The organism is Klebsiella sp. GFKo11 (genome assembly GCF_056490265.1).
The window spans coordinates 5,905,740-5,924,799 of sequence record NZ_CM151369.1; the positions used below are offsets into that span (position 1 = coordinate 5,905,740).

Consider the following 19,060-nt stretch of genomic DNA (forward strand, 5'->3'; position numbering starts at 1 on the left):
AAATTAAACAAATGAATTATATCTACATTAAAAAAACACAATTCATCCATATTATTTCCACAATTATTTAAATAAGCTCGATTTTATTATTGCAATATAAACACTGATCTTGTTAAATAATTAACATCCGGATTTGTAGTCCCTCATACATACTGCCTGGCATGCTAACTGCGCAGGATTGACTAGAATAAAACAATCCCCCTGCGGAGCACCGCGCCATGAACACCCTGTCGTCATATCGATACCTTATCGGCTGGCTGACCTGCCTTGCCGCCCTGCTATTTTTCAGTTCGGTTAACGCGGCCTCAGAAAATACACGCGCTGAGCCAGACGAACGCGAGGCCCTTGAAGTTAACGTCGAGGATATGTTGCAACCATGGCAGGGCGATTTGCCGGGTATGCTCGACCGACGAACAATCCGGGTTTTAACCACCTACAGCAAAACCTTTTTCTTTATCAACAAAGGCACCCAGCGCGGCGCCACGCACGATATTTTTATGGAGTTTGAACGCAGCCTGAATCAAAAATTAGCGAAAGAGAAGAAGCTTAAGCATCGCCATCTCAAAGTGCGGATCATTTTTGTTCCCGTTGCCCGCGACCAGCTCATCAGCGCGCTTAACGCCGGTAAAGGGGATATCATCGCCGCTAACCTGACCATCACACCGGAACGTCAACAGCAAATGACGTTTACCGCGCCTATCTATTCCCACGTTCAGGAGCTGCTGCTTTCTGGCCCTGGCTCTCCTAAAGTGGAAAATCTGCAACAACTCTCCGGCAAGACGGTATTTGTGCGCACATCGTCGAGCTATTACGCAAGCCTGGTTGCGCTCAATGCGCGCTTTGCGCAAGAGTCCCTGCCGCCCGTGATTATTAAACCAGCCCCCGAAGCGCTGGAGGATGAAGATTTAATAGAGATGCTCAGTGCCGGACTTATCCCGCTGACCGTGGTCGATCGCCATAAGGCGATGTTCTGGAAACAGGTTTTTCCAAAAATTCAGGTTCACCAGGACATCATTCTGCGCAACGAGGGCAATATTGGCTGGGCGGTACGCAGCAACAGCCCGCAGCTTCTCACGTTACTTAATCATTTCATCAAAGAAAACAGCCAGGGCAGCAAGCTGGGTAATACGATCCTGCTGCGCTATCTGAAAGATGCTAAATACGTTAAAAACGCGGCGGCGCAGAAGGAGCGACGTAAGTTTCTCACGATGGTGGAAATTTTCCGTAAATACGGCGATCGCTATGACGTCGACTGGCTGCTGATGGCCGCACAGGGGTATCAGGAATCGCGGCTTAATCAGTCGGTACGGAGCCACGTTGGCGCAATTGGCGTTATGCAGGTGATGCCGAATACCGGTAGGGAGCTGAAGGTCGGCGATATTAAGCAGCTCGATCCCAATATCCATGCGGGGGTGAAATATATGCGCTGGATGATAGACCATTATTACGGGGATGAACCGATGACTCAGCTTGATAAGGCGCTGTTCTCATTTGCTTCTTATAACGCCGGCCCCGCGCGCATCGCCCGACTGCGCACCGAGACCAAAAAGCGCGGCTTTGACCCCAACGTTTGGTTTGGCAACGTCGAGTATCTGGCCGCCGAAAAAATTGGTTCTGAGACCGTGACCTATGTGAGCAATATTTATAAGTACTACATCGCTTACCGACTGATCGTCGATGAAATGGCGCGTAAGCAGCAGGCGACAACGGATTCAAAAAACCAGACTGCTCCGGCAACAAACGCGCAGACCGCGCCAGCCACGCCGTAGAAACCCGGCTGACAATTTACTTTTCAAAATAGAAAAAGCCCCAAATGGGGCTTTTTCAGAGATAACTTCACAACGTCTGACTTACAAAGCAAAACGGCGCGCTTAGAACGGGATATCGTCGTCAAAGTCCATCGGCGGTTCATTGGAAGGTGCTGCCGGAGCCTGCTGCTGCGGACGAGACTGCGCGCCGCCGCTGAACTGGTTGCCGCCCTGCGGCTGCTGAGGTTGACCCCAACCGCCCTGCTGCTGACCGCCTGCGTTGCCACCTGCCGGAGCGCCTGCGCCCTGTTGACGGCCGCCGAGCATTTGCATCGTGCCGCCAACGTTAACCACGATCTCGGTGGTGTATTTTTCCTGACCGGATTGATCGGTCCATTTACGGGTACGCAGCTGGCCTTCGATATAGACCTGGGAACCCTTACGCAGGTATTCACCAGCCACTTCTGCCAGTTTACCGAACAGCACCACGCGGTGCCATTCAGTCTGCTCTTTCATCTCACCGGTCGCTTTGTCACGCCAGGATTCGGAAGTAGCCAGCGTAATGTTGGCAACTGCGCCACCACTAGGCATATAGCGTACTTCCGGGTCCTGGCCCAGGTTACCGACGAGAATCACCTTGTTTACGCCTCTGCTGGCCATGTTTGTCTCTCCTGAATGCGTTTATTAATAAATAGTGTAAACGCGCGAGTGTACCATTTCCAGGTGGTATTTTGATAGCTGCGAAGAAGCTTCCAGATATCACGCGCGACCTGACATTTTTACACAGCCCGTCGGAAAATGCATTCCAATACTGTATATTCAAACAGGTTAAATTGTGTCATAATTAGCCGTTTCTGCCGTTTGTCCTTCAAGCAAATCAGGCAATCCGCGTATCTACCGGGAAAGGTGAATGGATAAGATCGAAGTTCGGGGCGCCCGCACCCACAATCTCAAAAATATCAACCTCGTTATCCCACGCGACAAACTCATTGTCGTCACCGGGCTTTCGGGTTCAGGCAAATCCTCACTGGCTTTCGACACCTTGTATGCCGAAGGACAGCGTCGTTACGTTGAGTCGCTCTCCGCCTATGCGCGGCAGTTCCTGTCGCTGATGGAGAAACCTGATGTTGACCACATCGAAGGGCTGTCGCCAGCGATTTCCATTGAACAGAAATCAACGTCCCATAACCCCCGCTCAACGGTAGGTACTATTACCGAAATTCACGACTACCTGCGTCTGCTGTACGCTCGCGTCGGTGAACCTCGTTGCCCGGATCACGACGTCCCGCTGGCGGCGCAAACCGTCAGCCAGATGGTCGATAACGTGCTCTCGCAGCCGGAAGGTCAGCGTCTGATGCTGCTGGCGCCGATCATTAAAGAGCGCAAAGGTGAGCATAACAAAACGCTGGAGAACCTCGCCGGGCAAGGATACATCCGCGCAAGGATCGACGGCGAAGTCTGCGATCTCTCCGATCCGCCGAAGCTTGAACTGCAAAAGAAACACACCATCGAAGTGGTAATCGACCGCTTCAAGGTGCGCGAAGATCTCAGCACGCGTCTGGCTGAGTCCTTTGAAACCGCGCTGGAGCTTTCCGGCGGGAGCGCCATCGTCGCCAATATGGACGATCCCAAAGCGGAAGAGCTGCTATTTTCCGCTAACTTCGCCTGCCCGATTTGCGGCTACAGCATGCGCGAGCTCGAACCGCGCCTGTTCTCCTTCAACAATCCGGCAGGCGCTTGTCCAACCTGCGACGGCCTGGGAGTACAGCAATATTTCGATCCTGAACGCGTTATCCAGAACCCGGAGTTATCGCTGGCGGGTGGCGCGATTCGTGGTTGGGATCGGCGCAATTTTTACTATTTCCAGATGCTGAAATCGCTGGCAGAACATTATGAATTCGATGTTGAAGCACCGTGGGGCACGCTGAACGCCAACGTACAGAAAGTCGTTCTCTACGGCTCAGGCAAAGAGAATATTGAATTCAAATACATGAACGATCGCGGCGACACTTCCGTTCGCCGTCATCCGTTCGAAGGCGTTTTACATAATATGGAGCGCCGCTACAAAGAGACCGAATCCAGCGCCGTGCGCGAAGAGCTGGCGAAATTCATCAGCAACCGCTCCTGCACCAGCTGCGGCGGCACGCGTCTGCGTCGCGAAGCACGTCACGTATTCGTGGAAAATACGCCGCTGCCGACCATCTCGGATATGAGCATCGGCCACGCGATGGACTTCTTCAACAATCTGAAGCTCTCCGGTCAGCGCGCGCAAATCGCCGAAAAAGTGCTGAAAGAGATTGGCGATCGTCTGAAATTCCTCGTTAACGTCGGCCTGAATTACCTGACGCTTTCCCGTTCGGCGGAAACTCTCTCCGGCGGTGAAGCCCAGCGTATCCGCCTCGCCAGCCAGATCGGCGCAGGTCTGGTCGGCGTGATGTACGTGCTGGATGAACCCTCTATCGGCCTGCACCAGCGCGATAATGAGCGTCTGCTCGGCACCCTGATCCACCTGCGTAATCTCGGCAACACCGTTATCGTTGTCGAGCACGATGAAGACGCCATTCGCGCCGCTGACCACGTTATCGATATCGGCCCTGGCGCCGGTGTGCACGGCGGTCAGGTCGTGGCTGAAGGTAAGCTGGAAGATATTATGGCGGTGCCGGAGTCGCTGACCGGCCAGTTTATGAGCGGTAAGCGCAAAATCGAGGTGCCAAAACAGCGCGTTCCGGCCAACCCGGAGAAAGTACTGAAGCTGACAGGTGCGCGCGGCAACAACCTGAAAGATGTCACGCTGACGCTGCCGGTGGGCCTGTTTACCTGTATTACCGGCGTTTCTGGTTCGGGTAAATCAACGCTGATTAACGACACGCTGTTTCCGATTGCCCAGCGCCAGCTCAACGGCGCGACCATCGCAGAACCGGCACCGTATCGTGACGTACAGGGACTGGAACATTTCGACAAAGTGATCGATATCGACCAGAGCCCCATCGGCCGTACGCCGCGCTCTAACCCGGCGACCTACACCGGCGTCTTTACGCCAGTGCGTGAACTGTTTGCGGGCGTGCCTGAATCACGTTCACGTGGCTATACGCCTGGCCGCTTCAGCTTTAACGTACGCGGCGGGCGCTGTGAAGCCTGTCAGGGCGATGGCGTGATCAAAGTCGAAATGCACTTCTTGCCGGATATCTACGTGCCGTGCGACCAGTGCAAAGGCAAGCGCTATAACCGCGAAACGCTGGAGATTAAGTACAAAGGCAAAACGATTCATGAAGTGTTGGATATGACCATTGAAGAAGCGCGTGAGTTCTTTGATGCGGTTCCGGCGTTGGCGCGTAAGCTCCAGACCCTGATGGATGTCGGTTTGACCTATATTCGCCTTGGTCAGTCGGCGACCACGCTCTCCGGCGGTGAGGCCCAGCGCGTCAAGCTGGCCCGTGAGCTGTCCAAGCGCGGTACCGGGCAGACGCTGTATATCCTTGATGAGCCGACCACCGGTCTGCACTTTGCTGATATCCAACAGCTGCTGGAAGTTCTGCATCAGCTGCGCGACCAAGGCAATACCATCGTGGTGATCGAACACAACCTGGACGTTATCAAAACGGCTGACTGGATTGTTGACCTCGGCCCGGAAGGCGGTAGCGGCGGCGGTGAAATCCTCGTTTCCGGAACGCCTGAAACCGTCGCCGAGTGTGAAGCTTCATATACGGCACACTTCCTCAAACCAATGTTGAAGTAAGTTCATCTGCCTCTTCTCTGCGGGGAAGAGGCATCATTTAATCTCATTTCACCTCATTTTTTCCTGCTGAGCATTTGTGATTTGCGACCGTTCGTCATCTGGCATGACGATAGCTGCATAACCACTACTTGCAGGAAGCATCATGTCTTTAAAACACGGATTTTATCGATACGCCCTCGCCGCTGCGTTATTTGCGCTGACCGCCTGCAGTTGGGTGGATAGCTACAGTAGCTCAGCGCATCAGCAGTTACTTATGCTGGAACAACTTCATCTCCAGTTCATCACCGATGCCGCGGTAACGCCTGTCGTTCGGCCGCTGCTCAGGCAAGAGGATAGCCAGATTCGTCAGCTATTCAGCCTGGCGTTAAACAATAGCGATACGCTGCGGCAGGATAATCTGCTGGTACTGAAGCAAAACTACCAGCGGCTATACGCGCAAGTATCCAGCCAGGATACCGCACTGACGCCTTTCGCAGCCTCGGTTCTAACGAAACAAACGGAAAACCTTTACCAACAGGCCATCAATGGCGAACAACAACGTTCAGGGAAATAATGATGTCTACCCTAGAGGAACTCAGCACCCAGTTCACTGACGCCGGAGTCAATACGGCGGAGTGGTTACAGCTAATAAAAGACATCATTAACGATGATGATAGCGGCATCCGCGACGCCGGAACGCTAACGCTTCAGGCCTTACAGGAGAAGGCACGGGGCTGGTTGACCCAGGACGATCTGATTCTGCTGCTGCAAGGGCAGCGTGATATTGCCGCCATTCGTGCCAACAACGAACGTATCGCGATGCAGACGCATCTTCAGTCCACGCTGCTTCGACTCTTTGATATCACGCTGCTGGCGCTATTAGGCGGCCTGTAGTTTTTATGACAACAACTTACGCTTACTTTCAGGGAGCATATCAAGCGCCTGCTGGTAAGAAGCATCGACCAGGTAGTAAATCTGCGAATCCGGCAGGGAGCCGTCAAGGAACACCGTACTCCAGTGGGCTTTATTCAAATGTCTACTGGGACGAACATCGTGATGCTGCTCCCGCAACAGCTGAGCAAGCTCCGGGCTGGCCTTTAACGATACCGCAGGCCGATTGTCTTCCACTTCTTTTACCATCGCAAACAACACGTCTGCCACTTTGATCTGCGTGGCTTTCCAGTCGCTATGCACGCTTTGCTCCGCACCCGATTTCGCCATGCAGTAGCGCAATAACTCCGAAATTGTCATCTTTATTCCCCTGTGAGCGTCGCGATGATATGGCGCGATCCGCCGTGAATACGGTGCTCCCCTAGCCAGATACCCTGCCAGGTCCCCAGTCTGACGCGCCCATCCTGAACAGGTAGCATCAGCGATACGCCAAGCATCGACGACTTAATATGCGAGGGCATATCATCGGGACCTTCATAATCGTGTTCATACGGCGCGTTGTCCGGCACAGCATTGAGAAAATGCTGTTCCATGTCGTAGCGAACGGTCGGATCGCAGTTTTCGTTTAGCGTCAGGGAAGCCGATGTATGTTGGAGCAGCAGATGCAGCAGGCCGGTCTTAACGCGCGACAGCTCGCGAATTTGACCCAGAACTTCATCAGTGACCAGGTGAAAGCCCCGAGATTTCGGCCCTAAGGTCAGAGTTTGCTGATGCCACATGAACGACTCCTTTTACCAGTGAATCCTCCTAAGTGTGCAGCAATAAGCGAAAAGGTAAAACCTTTGACGCTTTATTTTGCACAAAAAAACGGCAGTTTGCGGGCTGCCGTTTTTACAATAAATGATTAACCCGCTAGGCGGCTTAATATTCTGAATTCACAATCACCTCTTCGCCCTGAGCTCCCGCCATCGGCAGTGGCTTATAGGACGAGTTTGAAGCCCGCATGATGCGGATACCACGAGCACCGACGTCGCGAGCAGCGGCAATATCATTATCTGAATCACCGTAGAAGACTTTGATGTCCTTCTCCTGCAACCATTGCGTCTTTGTATTCTGTCCCGGCTTGTCGCCGGCAAAAATAACCGGATTCATATTCGTGGCCGGGATCAGGAAATCATCCTGCAAGGTTTTTGATACCGTTTCTGTTTTGGTCTGGCTGCGGCCGGTGACAAAATAGATGCTATCGCCACGTTTAACGTGCATCGCGATCAGCTGGCGAGCGACCTCTTTCGGCATGCTGAATTCATCCCAGCCATTGTTCATTTTTTCCCAAAATTCCGGGTTTTTCAGGTAATCATCGCTGCCAGGTGAATAGGTTTTCTGCCCGCGCCAGAATCCTGGGCTGGAAAATAGAACCGTGTCATCAATATCAAAACCGACGGCCATCGGCTGGCGTCCCAACAGGCTATTTTCAATCTGAGCCACGGAAACCCAATGGATAGGTGCCTGTTCGGCGAGTTTCGCCATATTAGTGCCCGTCCACAGCGGTTGCGGTGTGGAAGCGCGGGCAACGACGGAGCTATTTAGTGCGAACAGTAAGCAGACGGCCCCAAAGGCCAGGGTAATCTTGCGCATATTTTTCCCTAAATAATCGAATCGTTATAGTTTTCAATAATGTGTGTGCTTATTAATGCACCAAAACCTTACCCCCGACGAGCCCGGATAGAAAGGTTTTTCTGCTTTGATGTCATATAAAAAGAGAATGATCACACTTCAGGAAGGGAGTTGCCCCACCAAAATACTGGCAAGGGCAACAAGTCAGGCAAAGACTTATATTACAGCTGCAAATGCCTGCGCCACGCGCTGAACATTGCGTGAATTCAGCCCGGCCACGCACATGCGGCCGCTGGCGATCAGGTAGACGCCAAATTCATCGCGTAGGCGATCAACCTGAGCCGCGCTGAATCCGGTATAGCTAAACATTCCGCGCTGCTTAAGCAGGTAATCAAAGTTACCTCCGGGCACCGTATCTTTGAGCACGTTAACCAGTTCCTGACGCATAGCCAGAATACGGGTGCGCATCCCTTCAACTTCCGCCAGCCATGAGGCTTTCAGCTCCGTATCGTTCAATACTGCCGCCACAACCTGCGCACCAAAATTCGGTGGGCTGGAGTAGTTGCGACGCACGGTCGCTTTTAATTGTCCCAGTACGCGACCCGCGGTTTCTGCATCTTCGCAAACCACCGACAAACCGCCAACGCGCTCACCATACAGGGAGAAGATTTTTGAGAAAGAGTTGCTGACGAGCATCGGTATTCCGGCGCTGGCGATCGCGCGGATAGCGTAGGCATCCTCTTCGATTCCGGCGCCAAAGCCCTGATAAGCGATATCCAGGAAGGGGATCAGATTGCGCGTTTTCAGCACCTTAACCACCTCATCCCACTGGGCGTTGCTCAGATCGGCCCCCGTTGGGTTATGGCAGCACGGATGCAGCAGCACGATATCGCGCTCCGGCAGGGTGTTGAGTTTTTCCAGGAAAGCCTCGAAACGCACGCCGTTGGTCTCATCATCAAACCAGGGGTAAGTACTTACTTCGAAGCCAGCCCCTTCAAATATTGCAATGTGGTTTTCCCACGTCGGATCACTCACCCATACGCGCGAGTCAGCGAAGTAGTATTTCAGGAAATCAGCACCCACTCTCAGCGCACCGGAACCGCCCAGAGTTTGAATGGAAGCGACGCGATTCTGCGCCAGTACCGGATGGTCAGCCCCGAACAGCAGCGGTGCAATCGCGTGACGGTAGGTATTCAGTCCTTCCATCGGTAAATACAGAGAAGCACCATGCGGCTGAGCATTAAGGCGCGCTTCCGCCTCCGCAACCGCCTGTAGCTGCGGGATAATTCCATCTTCGTTGTAATAAAGACCGATGCTGAGGTTTACTTTGTCACTACGCGGATCTTCTTTGAAACGCTCCATCAGGGAGAGAATGGGGTCGCCAGCATAGGCGTCAACTTTCTGAAACACGTGATGTTTCTCCAGGTTTACATAAGGCAGGTTATTACACAATAAACCGGATGCGCAGGAAGATCGAGAGGATGTTGGTGGATAAAACAGGGCAATAACAAATCGGTGACTGTCCCGGCGGCGGCGCTTGACGCGCCCTGTCCGGGCTACCTGACCTCAGCATAGCCCGAACGAGGTATGTATTAATCCACGTACTTCATCGACACCCTTGAAGTCAGGCGCGTGATAAGTTCGTAAGCACTTACTTTTGTGATCTCAGCAATACGTTCGACGGGCAAGCCTTCCCCCCAGAGCACAACCGGGTCGCCCGCTTTATCCTGCGATCCGGGCCCGAGATCGACGCAAATCATATCCATCGCCACGCGTCCGACAATCGGCACCTCGCGGCCATTAACCAGCACCGGCGTTCCGGACGGCGCAGCGCGCGGATAACCATCTCCGTAGCCCATCGCCACCACACCTAAACGCGTATCGCGCTCGCTTATCCAGGTACCGCCGTAGCCAACCGGTTCACCGGTTTTATGCTCGCGGACCGCGATCAGGCTCGAAGTCAGCGACATCACCGGCTGGCAACCAAAATCCGCACCTGTCGACTGGTTTTCCAGCGGCGATACGCCGTAGAGAATAATTCCAGGACGCGCCCAGTCGAAATGCGACTGCGGCCACAGCAAAATCCCACCCGAGGCAGCGATGGAACGCAGCCCCGGCTTACCTTCCGTGAAGGTGGTAAAGATATCCAGCTGACGTTCGGTGGCACCGCATTCCGGTTCATCAGCACGGGCAAAATGGCTGACCACGTTGACCGGCTGGCGGACGTTTTTGCACTGGCTCAGGCGCTGATAAAACGCTTCCGCTTGTTCCGGCAGGACGCCTAATCGATGCATCCCGGTATCCAGCTTCATCCATACGGTCACTGGCTCGGGCAAATCAGCCTCTTCCAGCGCCGCCAACTGCTCCGGGCTGTGTACCGCTGTGTGCAGGCGCTGGGCGGAGATCACCGGCAGATCGGCGGCCTCAAAGAAACCTTCCAGCAGCAGGATCGGCTGGGCGATACCGCCTGCGCGCAGGCGTAGCGCTTCTTCGAGACGGGCGACGCCAAAAGCATCGGCGTCAGGGAGCGTTCGCGCGGTCTCCAGAAGACCGTGTCCGTAGGCGTTCGCTTTCACCACCGCAACCAGCTTGCTGGCAGGAGCCAGTTCGCGTAGACGTTGCAGGTTGTGTCGCAGAGCGCGGCGGTTAATCACTACAGTTGCCGCTTGCATTTAAATTCCTTAATAAAAGAATCTCCTAAATCATTCGTGTTGCAGGAAGGCGACAAGCCTGAGAATCCCCGGGAGCTTAGTAAACTAAGTGGCTGGGGTGAACAGGCGTAGTCAACGCATCTGCGGCATGAAGGATGACGGAGATTTACTCGTCGTCGTATTGTGGCCCGGCATAGTTATCAAAGCGCGACCACTGACCGTTAAACGTCAAACGTACCGTCCCGATGGGGCCGTTACGCTGTTTACCAATAATAATTTCGGCAATGCCCTTTAAATCACTGTTCTCGTGATACACCTCGTCACGATAGATAAACATGATTAAGTCGGCATCCTGCTCGATGGAGCCGGATTCACGCAGGTCCGAGTTAACTGGGCGCTTATCCGCACGCTGTTCCAGAGAGCGGTTAAGCTGCGACAGTGCGACCACCGGGACATGAAGTTCTTTGGCCAGCGCCTTCAAAGAGCGGGAAATTTCGGCGATTTCTAGAGTTCGGTTATCGGAGAGCGACGGCACGCGCATCAACTGCAGGTAGTCGATCATGATAAGACCGATACCATCATGTTCACGGGCAATACGGCGCGCGCGGGAGCGCACTTCCGTCGGCGTCAGACCGGAGGAGTCATCAATATAGATGTTGCGTTTTTCCAGCAAGATCCCCATGGTGCCGGAGATACGCGCCCAATCCTCGTCGTCAAGCTGACCGGTACGAATGCGGGTCTGGTCAACGCGCGACAGCGAAGCTAGCGTACGCATCATAATCTGTTCCGAGGGCATCTCGAGACTGAAGATAAGAACCGGCTTATCCTGCAACATCGCTGCGTTTTCGACGATGTTCATCGCAAAGGTTGTTTTACCCATCGACGGACGGGCTGCGACAATAATCAGGTCTGACGGCTGGAGACCCGCCGTCTTTTTGTTCAGGTCGTCATAGCCGGTGTTCACTCCGGTGACACCATCATGCGGTTGCTGGAACAACTGTTCGATACGCGCAACGGTGGCATCCAGAACATCGGCGATATTTTTGGGGCCTTCATCTTTATTGGCGCGGCTTTCGGCGATCTTGAAGACTCTGGACTCAGCCAGATCGAGCAGGTCTTCACTGGTACGGCCCTGGGGGTCGAAACCGGCCTCAGCGATTTCATTCGCCACCGAGATCATTTCACGCACAACTGCACGTTCGCGCACAATATCGGCATAAGCGCTAATGTTCGCTGCGCTTGGCGTATTTTTCGATAATTCAGCCAGATAGGCGAAGCCGCCGACGCTGTCCAGTTGCCCCTGACGCTCCAGCGATTCCGCGAGCGTGATCAGGTCAATCGGGCTACCCGATTCTTGCAGGCGCGCCATTTCGGTAAAAATATGGCGATGCGGGCGAGTATAAAAGTCTTCTGAAACCACGCGCTCAGCGACATCGTCCCAGCGTTCGTTATCCAGCATTAAACCACCCAACACCGACTGCTCCGCTTCAATCGAGTGCGGCGGGACTTTCAGCCCGGCAACCTGATAATCGCGGTCACGGGGTTCAGTCTGTGGTTTGTTGAAGGGTTTATTTCCTGCCATAGTGAATGGAGTTACCGAGATAGTGAATGGGTCGAAAGATTACCACATTTATGGAGGAAGCATGGCAACACGTATTGAATTTCACAAGCACGGAGGGCCTGAAGTTCTGCAAGCGGCGGAGTTCACACCGAAGGATCCGGCGGAGCACGAAATTCAGGTAGAAAACAAAGCCATCGGTATCAACTACATTGATACTTACATCCGCAGCGGCCTTTATCCGCCCCCCTCTCTACCGAGCGGACTGGGCACCGAAGCCGCAGGCGTAGTGAGTAAAGTCGGCAGCGGCGTGAAGCATATTAAAGCGGGCGATCGGGTGGTTTATGCGCAATCCCCCCTGGGGGCCTACAGTTCGGTGCATAACGTACCTGCCGATAAAGCCGCCATTTTACCTGACGCTATCTCTTTCGAGCAGGCGGCAGCCTCATTCCTGAAAGGGTTGACGGTCTATTATCTGCTGCGCAAAACCCACGAAATTAAGGCGGGTGAACCGTTCCTGTTTCACGCGGCGGCCGGTGGCGTAGGATTGATTGCCTGTCAGTGGGCAAAAGCGCTGGGCGCTAAACTGATCGGCACCGTCGGCAGCGCGCAAAAAGCTGAGCGCGCTAAACAGGCCGGAGCCTGGGAGATCATTAACTATCGTGACGAGAATATCGTCGAGCGCTTAAAAGAGATAACCGGCGGTAAGAAAGTTAACGTGGTCTATGACTCGGTAGGCAAGGATACCTGGGAAGCGTCACTCGACTGCCTACAGCGCCGGGGACTGATGGTCAGCTTCGGCAACTCGTCCGGCCCGGTGACCGGCGTGAACCTTGGGATCCTCAACCAGAAGGGTTCGCTATATGTGACCCGCCCTTCGCTGCAAGGCTATATCACCACTCGCGAAGAGCTGACGGAAGCCAGCAATGAGCTGTTCTCGCTGATCGCCAGCGGCGTGATAAAAGTGGATGTGGCGGAGAGCCAAAAATATGCATTAACCGATGCCAGACGCGCGCATGAGGTGCTGGAAAGTCGGGCAACGCAGGGTTCGAGTTTGCTATTGCCGTAATGGCCGGAGCACAAAAGTTTAGGGCTTCCACATGGGAAGCCCTTACTTTTTTTGTTCGGCTGTATGTAGGGTACAGCTCGATGAATTCGTTAACGCGCTAATAGTGACAGATTTAATAAGCAAAGCCTACGCTGCTTTATGCAAAAATCTTCAGGTTGTGACATACCGCTCAATACCTTAGTAACGCCAACGGTTATTACGGCGATAACGACTTTCAGTTGGCGATTTTATCGCCCGAATCACCCAGACGACGACAACGGCCAGCAGCAACCATGGCAACAGTTTAATCATTAATGCAAACAGGCCGCCGACAAACATCAGCGCGGTTGCGACGACTATTGCGGCGATAATTCCCAGCAGCGATACGCCGGTAACCAACAGCATGACAAAAAAGCCAATAACAAATAAGAGTTCCAGCATCGTCTTCTCCCCAAAGAATTTCTGTATGTCTTCCCGGATATTACAAAAAACGTGCCAAATTTAACCTATTGAATTTAAAGAAAAACACCCTGCGTAATTAACGCAAAGCGTGGTGAATTTGACCAGGTTTTAGTGAAAAAATTAACGCTTGTCGGCAACCAGCTGCAACGCCTGCTCCAGCACATTAATATCGGCACCGGCTTTATGCGCATTCTCACTCAGATAGCGACGCCATTGACGTGCGCCCGGGATCCCCTGAAATAGTCCCAGCATATGACGCGTCACATGGCCCAGGTAAGTGCCGCTACTCAGTTCACGTTCGATATAAGGATACATCGCGCGAACCACGGCAACCGGATCGGGATCGATGCCTTCAATGCCGAAAATTTCCCGGTCAACCGAAGCCAGAATACCCGGATTCTGGTAAGCCTCACGCCCCACCATCACCCCATCCATATGCTCAAGGTGCAGCTTTGCCTCTTCCAGCGACTTGATGCCGCCATTGATGGACATGGTCAGGTGCGGGAAATCGCGCTTGAGCTGGTAAACGCGCGGGTAGTCCAGCGGCGGGATCTCACGATTCTCTTTCGGGCTCAGGCCGGAAAGCCAGGCTTTACGCGCATGGATGATAAACATCTCGCACTCGCCGCGACCGGACACGGTTTCAATGAAATCACACAGAAATTCGTAGCTATCCTGGTCGTCAATGCCAATACGGGTTTTAACCGTCACCGGGATAGACACCACGTCGCGCATCGCCTTGACGCAATCCGCCACCAGTTGCGCGTTACCCATCAGGCAGGCACCAAACATGCCGTTTTGCACGCGATCGGAAGGGCAGCCGACGTTGAGGTTTATTTCATCGTATCCGCGCGCTTGAGCCAGCTTCGCGCAGTGCGCCAGCGCTGCCGGATCGCTGCCGCCCAGTTGCAAAGCAACCGGATGTTCTTCTTCGCTATAGGCCAGATAGTCGCCTTTACCGTGGATAATCGCGCCGGTGGTCACCATTTCGGTGTACAGCAGCGTATGGCGCGACAGTTGACGCAGGAAGTAACGGCAGTGTCTGTCGGTCCAGTCGAGCATCGGCGCGATGGAAAAACGGTGAGCAGCAAAAGCAGTAGGCGTTGATTCTGACATCATGGCGAATAAATAAGCATCCGGGTAAAAAGGGGCGCTACTATAGCATAAAGATAAACCACTGGCGCATCGCGCCAGCGTTCACTTCCTCTATCCGGTAAGAAGCGCTATTTTCTCCGCGGCTTACCGTCGTGCGGGCCAAAAAACTGCGGTGGATGATCGACCCAGCGATCCTGGCGCGTGGCGGCATAACCGGGGTTAAGCGGATAGTAAATGCGATTAAATTTTTTGTTCGCCTCCCCCACCACTAACAGGCGAACTTCCTGTTCGGTGTTGTTAAGGAAAGTGTGGCAAACGCCGGTTCCGGCAGGAAAACCGACGCTATCCCCCGGCTCCAGCCTCCAGAGATAGCCGTTGATCCACACTTCAGGATAACCATCCAGCACGTAGATAAATTCTTCTTCATCGCTTTCCGCATGCGGATAAGAGGTACGACGCCCGGGCAGCAAGCGCTCGTGATGAATCCCTAAGCGGTTCAGGCGCAGGCCGCGCGCCAACGGTGCGCCAATAGAGAAAAGCTCCGTACTGTCGGGATAGGTGGAATCGTCCGCACCTTCCAGTTCGCGCCAATGTCGAATGCAATCAGGTCGTTTCATCGTTTTTTCCCGAAAATGAGATGCATCATGTATAGCACACCTGGTGGGTCTCGGTGTTTTACTGGGATCGTGATAAAGTAACAGCTTCGAATTCACGCAACCAGAGAACGCTCATGGATAAGACCACTTCGCAACAAATGTTAGCGCATGCTGAAAAGCTCTGCGCGCAGCGTGGCGTGCGCCTGACCCCGCAGCGCCTTGAAGTGTTGCGTCTAATGAGCCTGCAAAAAGGGGCTATTAGCGCCTATGACCTGCTCGATCTGCTGCGCGAAAAAGAACCTCAGGCTAAACCGCCGACGGTTTATCGGGCGCTGGAGTTTCTGCTGGAGCAAGGGTTCGTGCATAAGGTGGAGTCCACCAATAGCTACGTACTGTGCCACCTTTTCGATCAGCCAACCCACAGCTCGGCGATGTTTATCTGCGACCGCTGCGGCAGCGTCAAAGAAGAGTGCGCGGAAGGTGTAGAAGATATTATGCATACGCTGGCGGCAAGAATGGGTTTTGCCCTGCGTCACAATGTGATTGAAGCTCACGGCCTGTGCGCCGCCTGTGTGGAGGTGGAAGCGTGCAGTACGCCAGGGCACTGCCATCATGACCACACCATCCAGATCAAAAAGAAAGCCCGCTGAGGCGTTAGCCGCAGCGGGAATCAAGGGTATAGGTACCTCCATGTACCATTCGGGCAGGCAATAACCACGGGTTAAAACACGAACGTTAGTCGCTACCAGCGATAATCGTTTTTAGTTTCCCAATCCTTCACTTCTTTCTCGGCCTGGTCTTTGGCGTATCCATAGCGTTCCTGAATTCTGCCAACCAGCTGGTCGCGCTTACCCTCGATGACGGTCATATCATCGTCGGTAAGTTTGCCCCATTGTTCTTTCGCTTTACCTTTCAACTGTTTCCAGTTACCGCCGATTTCATCTTTATTCATCATGTCATCCTCATCGTTCGGTGATCGTTCGGTGAATGAACAGCCCGCTGTGTGCCGGACATGACTTAACTATAGATGAGTATTCTGAGTAAGATTTATTATTCGGAATCTTTAACCACCATCTGAACAATGCACGCTATGAAAACCAGGTGCCGCGCTGCCAGTGACGCCGCCAGACAATCGCCAGTGAAGCCCCGCGCAGGGCAAGAAACACCGCCAGCGCCAACCATAGACCATGATTACCAAGAACCGGCACCGTCAGCAGCGTCAGGGCGAATCCCGCCGCCGCTACCGCCATGCTGTTACGCATCTCGGCACCGCGCGTTGCGCCGATAAACATACCATCCAACAAGTAGCACCAGACGCCAATGACCGGCAGTATTGTCTGCCAGATGAGATAGCGGTCGGCAAGCTGCTGCAGAGAAGGGAGCGACGTTAACAAGGCGATAATCTGCTCGCCAGCAAGGCTGTAAATCAGCGCAAACGCCAGCGCTACCATGCCTGACTGACGGCAGGCCGCACGCCAGACCTCAAGCAATTGGCTGCCGTCGCGGGCACCGTAAGCCTGCCCGGAGTGCGCCTCCACGGCGTAGGCGAAACCATCCAGCGCGTAGGCGGTAAAGGTCAGCATCGTCATCAACACCGCATTGACCGCTACAACATCAGCGCCGAGCCGGGCACCGTATACCGTCATCGCCCCAAAGCATAGCTGTAGCAGCAGCGAGCGCAGCATAATGTCGCGGTTCAGCGCAAGGAGACGACGCACATCGCCGCGCCAGGCGTTTTTCAGCATCGATAGCGAAACGCCCCGTAGTACCAGCACGCGCTTCGCCATAACGAGTCCGATGAAAAAGGTGGCGTATTCAGCTGTTACGGTCGCCAGAGCTGCGCCCTGCACGTTCAAATGCAGGCCCATCACCAGCCATAAATCAAGCACGATGTTGAGTACATTGCCGACAACCAGCAGGATCACCGGTGCACGGGCATACTGCACGCCCAACAGCCAGCCCAGCAGCACTAGATTCGCCAGAGATGCCGGAGCGCTCAGCCAACGAATCTCAAGGAAACGGCGGGCCTGTTCAAGCACCGCATCACTGCCGCCGACGATATGCAGCGCCAGATTAATTAACGGCATTCTGAATAGGACGATGGCTATCCCGGCAGCCAGTGCCAGCCCTAGCGGCTGCACCAGCGCACGCGCCAGCCGTTGCGGATCTTTCGCGCCGAATGCCTGAGCCGTCAGGCCGGTGGTGCTCATGCGCAAAAACAGGAGCAGCATGAAGAGAAAGCTGGTCGCCATCGCGCCAACCGCAACGCCGCCCAGATAAACCGGACTATCAAGATGACCAATAACGGCGGTATCCACCAGCCCCAGCAAAGGAACGGTGATATTGGAGAAAATCATGGGCGGCGCTAAGCGCCACAGGGCTTTATCGGCGGCGTTAAAAAGCATGGGGAAGAGCCCAAATGAAGAAGGAAAACAGCGCAGCACCATGCATCAGATGATGCTGCGAGATGAAGAGGTTACTGCCAGTTGCCGTTGCGGATAACGCCGACAGCCAGACCTTCAATAGTGAAACTTTGCTGGCGTAAATCCACCACGATCGGGGAAAATTCGCTGTTTTCAGGCAGCAGTTCGACGACGTTACCCTGTTTTTTCAGACGCTTCACGGTGACTTCATCGTCAATGCGGGCCACAACAACCTGGCCATTGCGCACATCCTGAGTTTTATGTACCGCGAGCAGGTCGCCATCCAGGATACCGATATCTTTCATCGACATTCCGCTTACGCGCAGCAGAAAATCGGCATTCGGCTTAAACATTGCCGGATCGACCTGGTAGTGGCCTTCGATGTGCTGCTGTGCGAGCAGTGGTTCACCTGCTGCGACGCGGCCGACAAGCGGCAGGCCGTTTTCTTCTTCCGTCAGCAGACGGATACCGCGGGAGGCACCGGAAACGATCTCGATTGCGCCTTTACGCGCCAGCGCTTTCAGGTGTTCTTCCGCCGCGTTTGGGGAACGAAACCCCAAGCGCTGAGCAATCTCCGCACGCGTCGGCGGCATGCCCGTCTGGCTGATATGATCCCGAATGAGATCAAACACCTCTCGCTGCCTGGTCGTTAACGCTTTCATTCCGCCCCCTGGGTGTATATACAGTTATGCTGTGAGTATATACAGCTAACGGTGATTTTGGAACCATATTTCACACAAAAATCAGGAGTTTCTTTCCGTTTTGCGAGCCGCTATGGCAAGACTTAGCGGTAGTTTGCCCACAACAGCGTTCCCCATGTGATCAACGCGATAATAATCGCCAACAGGACCGCCGCAGAACCCATATCTTTCGCGCGGCCAGACAACTCATGATGTTCAGGGCCAATACGGTCAACAACCGCTTCGATCGCGCTGTTGATAATTTCAACTATCATCACTATCAGGACCGAGCCAATCAGCAAAACGCGCGTGATGGCATCGACATCCAGCCAGCAGGCTATCGCCACGGCAATAATGGCAGCGATGCCTTCCTGACGAAATGCGGCCTCATTGATCCACGCCGCACGGAATCCTTTCCAGGAATACCCCGCTGCTTTAACGATTCGAGTTAACCCAGTGGTATTATTGGCCATCAAACAAACCTTTTTATGTAAATGACGTCAATGAGTGTACGCGTTTGCCGCGTTACAACGGAAATTTTGCGCACTTTCTGTTATTCTTGCGGCGCATTTGCATGAT

General features: G+C 53.9%; 20 protein-coding genes. 6 read left to right on the forward strand and 14 right to left on the reverse strand.

Annotation, left to right across the window (positions count from 1 at the left end; genetic code table 11):
• The first annotated feature begins 218 nt into the window (after positions 1-218).
• The gene (locus tag AC07P6_RS28330) at positions 219-1,769 is read left to right on the forward strand and encodes an MltF family protein (protein WP_478315204.1); all 1,551 of its coding nucleotides are present in this window, start codon (positions 219-221) and stop codon (positions 1,767-1,769) included.
• A 102-nt stretch (positions 1,770-1,871) separates the two neighbouring features.
• On the opposite strand, the gene ssb1 is transcribed toward AC07P6_RS28330, so the two are convergent.
• On the reverse strand, positions 1,872-2,408 hold the full coding sequence (gene ssb1 / locus AC07P6_RS28335) for a single-stranded DNA-binding protein SSB1 (protein WP_110274575.1): 537 nt from the start codon (positions 2,406-2,408) through the stop codon (positions 1,872-1,874).
• A 250-nt stretch (positions 2,409-2,658) separates the two neighbouring features.
• On the opposite strand from ssb1, the gene uvrA reads away from it, so the two are divergent.
• From uvrA to AC07P6_RS28350, 3 genes are all read left to right on the forward strand, one after another.
• Positions 2,659-5,484: an excinuclease ABC subunit UvrA gene (gene uvrA / locus AC07P6_RS28340; protein WP_181484019.1), complete on the forward strand. Its 2,826-nt coding sequence runs from the start codon at positions 2,659-2,661 to the stop codon at positions 5,482-5,484.
• A 142-nt stretch (positions 5,485-5,626) separates the two neighbouring features.
• The gene (locus tag AC07P6_RS28345; RefSeq protein WP_478315205.1) at positions 5,627-6,037 is read left to right on the forward strand and encodes a hypothetical protein; all 411 of its coding nucleotides are present in this window, start codon (positions 5,627-5,629) and stop codon (positions 6,035-6,037) included.
• A gap of 2 nt (positions 6,038-6,039) precedes the next feature.
• Positions 6,040-6,357 carry a hypothetical protein gene (locus tag AC07P6_RS28350; protein WP_181484021.1) on the forward strand — a complete coding sequence of 106 codons (318 nt, stop codon included), beginning with the start codon at positions 6,040-6,042 and terminating at the stop codon, positions 6,355-6,357.
• Between the two features lie 3 nt (positions 6,358-6,360).
• Here AC07P6_RS28350 and AC07P6_RS28355 read toward each other — a convergent pair whose 3' ends face one another.
• From AC07P6_RS28355 to dnaB, 6 genes are all read right to left on the reverse strand, one after another.
• Complete coding sequence (locus tag AC07P6_RS28355) at positions 6,361-6,714, reverse strand: MmcQ/YjbR family DNA-binding protein (RefSeq protein WP_112215887.1); 354 nt, start codon at positions 6,712-6,714, stop codon at positions 6,361-6,363.
• A 2-nt stretch (positions 6,715-6,716) separates the two neighbouring features.
• Positions 6,717-7,133, reverse strand: a complete 417-nt coding sequence (locus tag AC07P6_RS28360) for a secondary thiamine-phosphate synthase enzyme YjbQ (protein ID WP_181484023.1) — start codon at positions 7,131-7,133, stop codon at positions 6,717-6,719.
• Positions 7,134-7,275: 142 nt separating this feature from the next.
• Entirely contained in the window at positions 7,276-7,989 is a 714-nt protein-coding gene (aphA, locus tag AC07P6_RS28365) for an acid phosphatase AphA (RefSeq protein WP_181484024.1), read from the reverse strand.
• Between the two features lie 195 nt (positions 7,990-8,184).
• Positions 8,185-9,378 (reverse strand): aromatic amino acid transaminase, encoded by a 1,194-nt coding sequence (tyrB, locus tag AC07P6_RS28370; RefSeq protein ID WP_304255123.1) that lies wholly within the window; start codon positions 9,376-9,378, stop codon positions 8,185-8,187.
• Between the two features lie 182 nt (positions 9,379-9,560).
• Positions 9,561-10,640: an alanine racemase gene (gene alr, locus AC07P6_RS28375; RefSeq protein ID WP_478315206.1), complete on the reverse strand. Its 1,080-nt coding sequence runs from the start codon at positions 10,638-10,640 to the stop codon at positions 9,561-9,563.
• A gap of 145 nt (positions 10,641-10,785) precedes the next feature.
• Positions 10,786-12,201 carry a replicative DNA helicase gene (gene dnaB / locus AC07P6_RS28380; protein ID WP_181484027.1) on the reverse strand — a complete coding sequence of 472 codons (1,416 nt, stop codon included), beginning with the start codon at positions 12,199-12,201 and terminating at the stop codon, positions 10,786-10,788.
• A 61-nt stretch (positions 12,202-12,262) separates the two neighbouring features.
• On the opposite strand from dnaB, the gene AC07P6_RS28385 reads away from it, so the two are divergent.
• Complete coding sequence (locus AC07P6_RS28385) at positions 12,263-13,246, forward strand: quinone oxidoreductase (RefSeq protein ID WP_304255119.1); 984 nt, start codon at positions 12,263-12,265, stop codon at positions 13,244-13,246.
• Positions 13,247-13,423: 177 nt separating this feature from the next.
• On the opposite strand, the gene pspG is transcribed toward AC07P6_RS28385, so the two are convergent.
• The 3 genes from pspG to AC07P6_RS28400 form a co-directional block, all read right to left on the reverse strand.
• Positions 13,424-13,666 carry an envelope stress response protein PspG gene (gene pspG / locus AC07P6_RS28390; RefSeq protein WP_182235641.1) on the reverse strand — a complete coding sequence of 81 codons (243 nt, stop codon included), beginning with the start codon at positions 13,664-13,666 and terminating at the stop codon, positions 13,424-13,426.
• A 141-nt stretch (positions 13,667-13,807) separates the two neighbouring features.
• A complete protein-coding gene (gene dusA / locus AC07P6_RS28395) occupies positions 13,808-14,806 on the reverse strand; it encodes a tRNA dihydrouridine(20/20a) synthase DusA (protein ID WP_434660658.1) in 999 nt (332 codons plus the stop codon).
• Positions 14,807-14,910: 104 nt separating this feature from the next.
• Positions 14,911-15,399, reverse strand: coding sequence for a cupin domain-containing protein (locus AC07P6_RS28400; RefSeq protein ID WP_478315207.1), 489 nt, complete (start codon positions 15,397-15,399; stop codon positions 14,911-14,913).
• Positions 15,400-15,512: 113 nt separating this feature from the next.
• On the opposite strand from AC07P6_RS28400, the gene zur reads away from it, so the two are divergent.
• Positions 15,513-16,028 carry a zinc uptake transcriptional repressor Zur gene (gene zur / locus AC07P6_RS28405; protein ID WP_110274588.1) on the forward strand — a complete coding sequence of 172 codons (516 nt, stop codon included), beginning with the start codon at positions 15,513-15,515 and terminating at the stop codon, positions 16,026-16,028.
• A 92-nt stretch (positions 16,029-16,120) separates the two neighbouring features.
• On the opposite strand, the gene AC07P6_RS28410 is transcribed toward zur, so the two are convergent.
• The 4 genes from AC07P6_RS28410 to AC07P6_RS28425 all read right to left on the reverse strand — a co-directional run bounded on the left by AC07P6_RS28410 (position 16,121) and on the right by AC07P6_RS28425 (position 18,954).
• Positions 16,121-16,330: a CsbD family protein gene (locus tag AC07P6_RS28410; RefSeq protein WP_110274589.1), complete on the reverse strand. Its 210-nt coding sequence runs from the start codon at positions 16,328-16,330 to the stop codon at positions 16,121-16,123.
• 136 nt (positions 16,331-16,466) lie between these two features.
• Positions 16,467-17,783 carry an MATE family efflux transporter DinF gene (gene dinF, locus AC07P6_RS28415; RefSeq protein WP_478315208.1) on the reverse strand — a complete coding sequence of 439 codons (1,317 nt, stop codon included), beginning with the start codon at positions 17,781-17,783 and terminating at the stop codon, positions 16,467-16,469.
• A gap of 71 nt (positions 17,784-17,854) precedes the next feature.
• On the reverse strand, positions 17,855-18,463 hold the full coding sequence (gene lexA / locus AC07P6_RS28420; protein WP_182235639.1) for a transcriptional repressor LexA: 609 nt from the start codon (positions 18,461-18,463) through the stop codon (positions 17,855-17,857).
• Between the two features lie 122 nt (positions 18,464-18,585).
• Positions 18,586-18,954: a diacylglycerol kinase gene (locus tag AC07P6_RS28425; protein WP_181484032.1), complete on the reverse strand. Its 369-nt coding sequence runs from the start codon at positions 18,952-18,954 to the stop codon at positions 18,586-18,588.
• Positions 18,955-19,060 lie beyond the last annotated feature (106 nt).

Coding starts and splice junctions, on each gene's coding strand:
- AC07P6_RS28330 (WP_478315204.1), top strand. CDS start 219: ATGAACACCCTGTCGTCATATCGATACCTTATCGGCTGGCTGACCTGC.
- ssb1 (WP_110274575.1), bottom strand. CDS start 2,408: ATGGCCAGCAGAGGCGTAAACAAGGTGATTCTCGTCGGTAACCTGGGC.
- uvrA (WP_181484019.1), top strand. CDS start 2,659: ATGGATAAGATCGAAGTTCGGGGCGCCCGCACCCACAATCTCAAAAAT.
- AC07P6_RS28345 (WP_478315205.1), top strand. CDS start 5,627: ATGTCTTTAAAACACGGATTTTATCGATACGCCCTCGCCGCTGCGTTA.
- AC07P6_RS28350 (WP_181484021.1), top strand. CDS start 6,040: ATGTCTACCCTAGAGGAACTCAGCACCCAGTTCACTGACGCCGGAGTC.
- AC07P6_RS28355 (WP_112215887.1), bottom strand. CDS start 6,714: ATGACAATTTCGGAGTTATTGCGCTACTGCATGGCGAAATCGGGTGCG.
- AC07P6_RS28360 (WP_181484023.1), bottom strand. CDS start 7,133: ATGTGGCATCAGCAAACTCTGACCTTAGGGCCGAAATCTCGGGGCTTT.
- aphA (WP_181484024.1), bottom strand. CDS start 7,989: ATGCGCAAGATTACCCTGGCCTTTGGGGCCGTCTGCTTACTGTTCGCA.
- alr (WP_478315206.1), bottom strand. CDS start 10,640: ATGCAAGCGGCAACTGTAGTGATTAACCGCCGCGCTCTGCGACACAAC.
- dnaB (WP_181484027.1), bottom strand. CDS start 12,201: ATGGCAGGAAATAAACCCTTCAACAAACCACAGACTGAACCCCGTGAC.
- AC07P6_RS28385 (WP_304255119.1), top strand. CDS start 12,263: ATGGCAACACGTATTGAATTTCACAAGCACGGAGGGCCTGAAGTTCTG.
- pspG (WP_182235641.1), bottom strand. CDS start 13,666: ATGCTGGAACTCTTATTTGTTATTGGCTTTTTTGTCATGCTGTTGGTT.
- dusA (WP_434660658.1), bottom strand. CDS start 14,806: ATGATGTCAGAATCAACGCCTACTGCTTTTGCTGCTCACCGTTTTTCC.
- AC07P6_RS28400 (WP_478315207.1), bottom strand. CDS start 15,399: ATGAAACGACCTGATTGCATTCGACATTGGCGCGAACTGGAAGGTGCG.
- zur (WP_110274588.1), top strand. CDS start 15,513: ATGGATAAGACCACTTCGCAACAAATGTTAGCGCATGCTGAAAAGCTC.
- AC07P6_RS28410 (WP_110274589.1), bottom strand. CDS start 16,330: ATGAATAAAGATGAAATCGGCGGTAACTGGAAACAGTTGAAAGGTAAA.
- dinF (WP_478315208.1), bottom strand. CDS start 17,783: ATGCTTTTTAACGCCGCCGATAAAGCCCTGTGGCGCTTAGCGCCGCCC.
- lexA (WP_182235639.1), bottom strand. CDS start 18,463: ATGAAAGCGTTAACGACCAGGCAGCGAGAGGTGTTTGATCTCATTCGG.
- AC07P6_RS28425 (WP_181484032.1), bottom strand. CDS start 18,954: ATGGCCAATAATACCACTGGGTTAACTCGAATCGTTAAAGCAGCGGGG.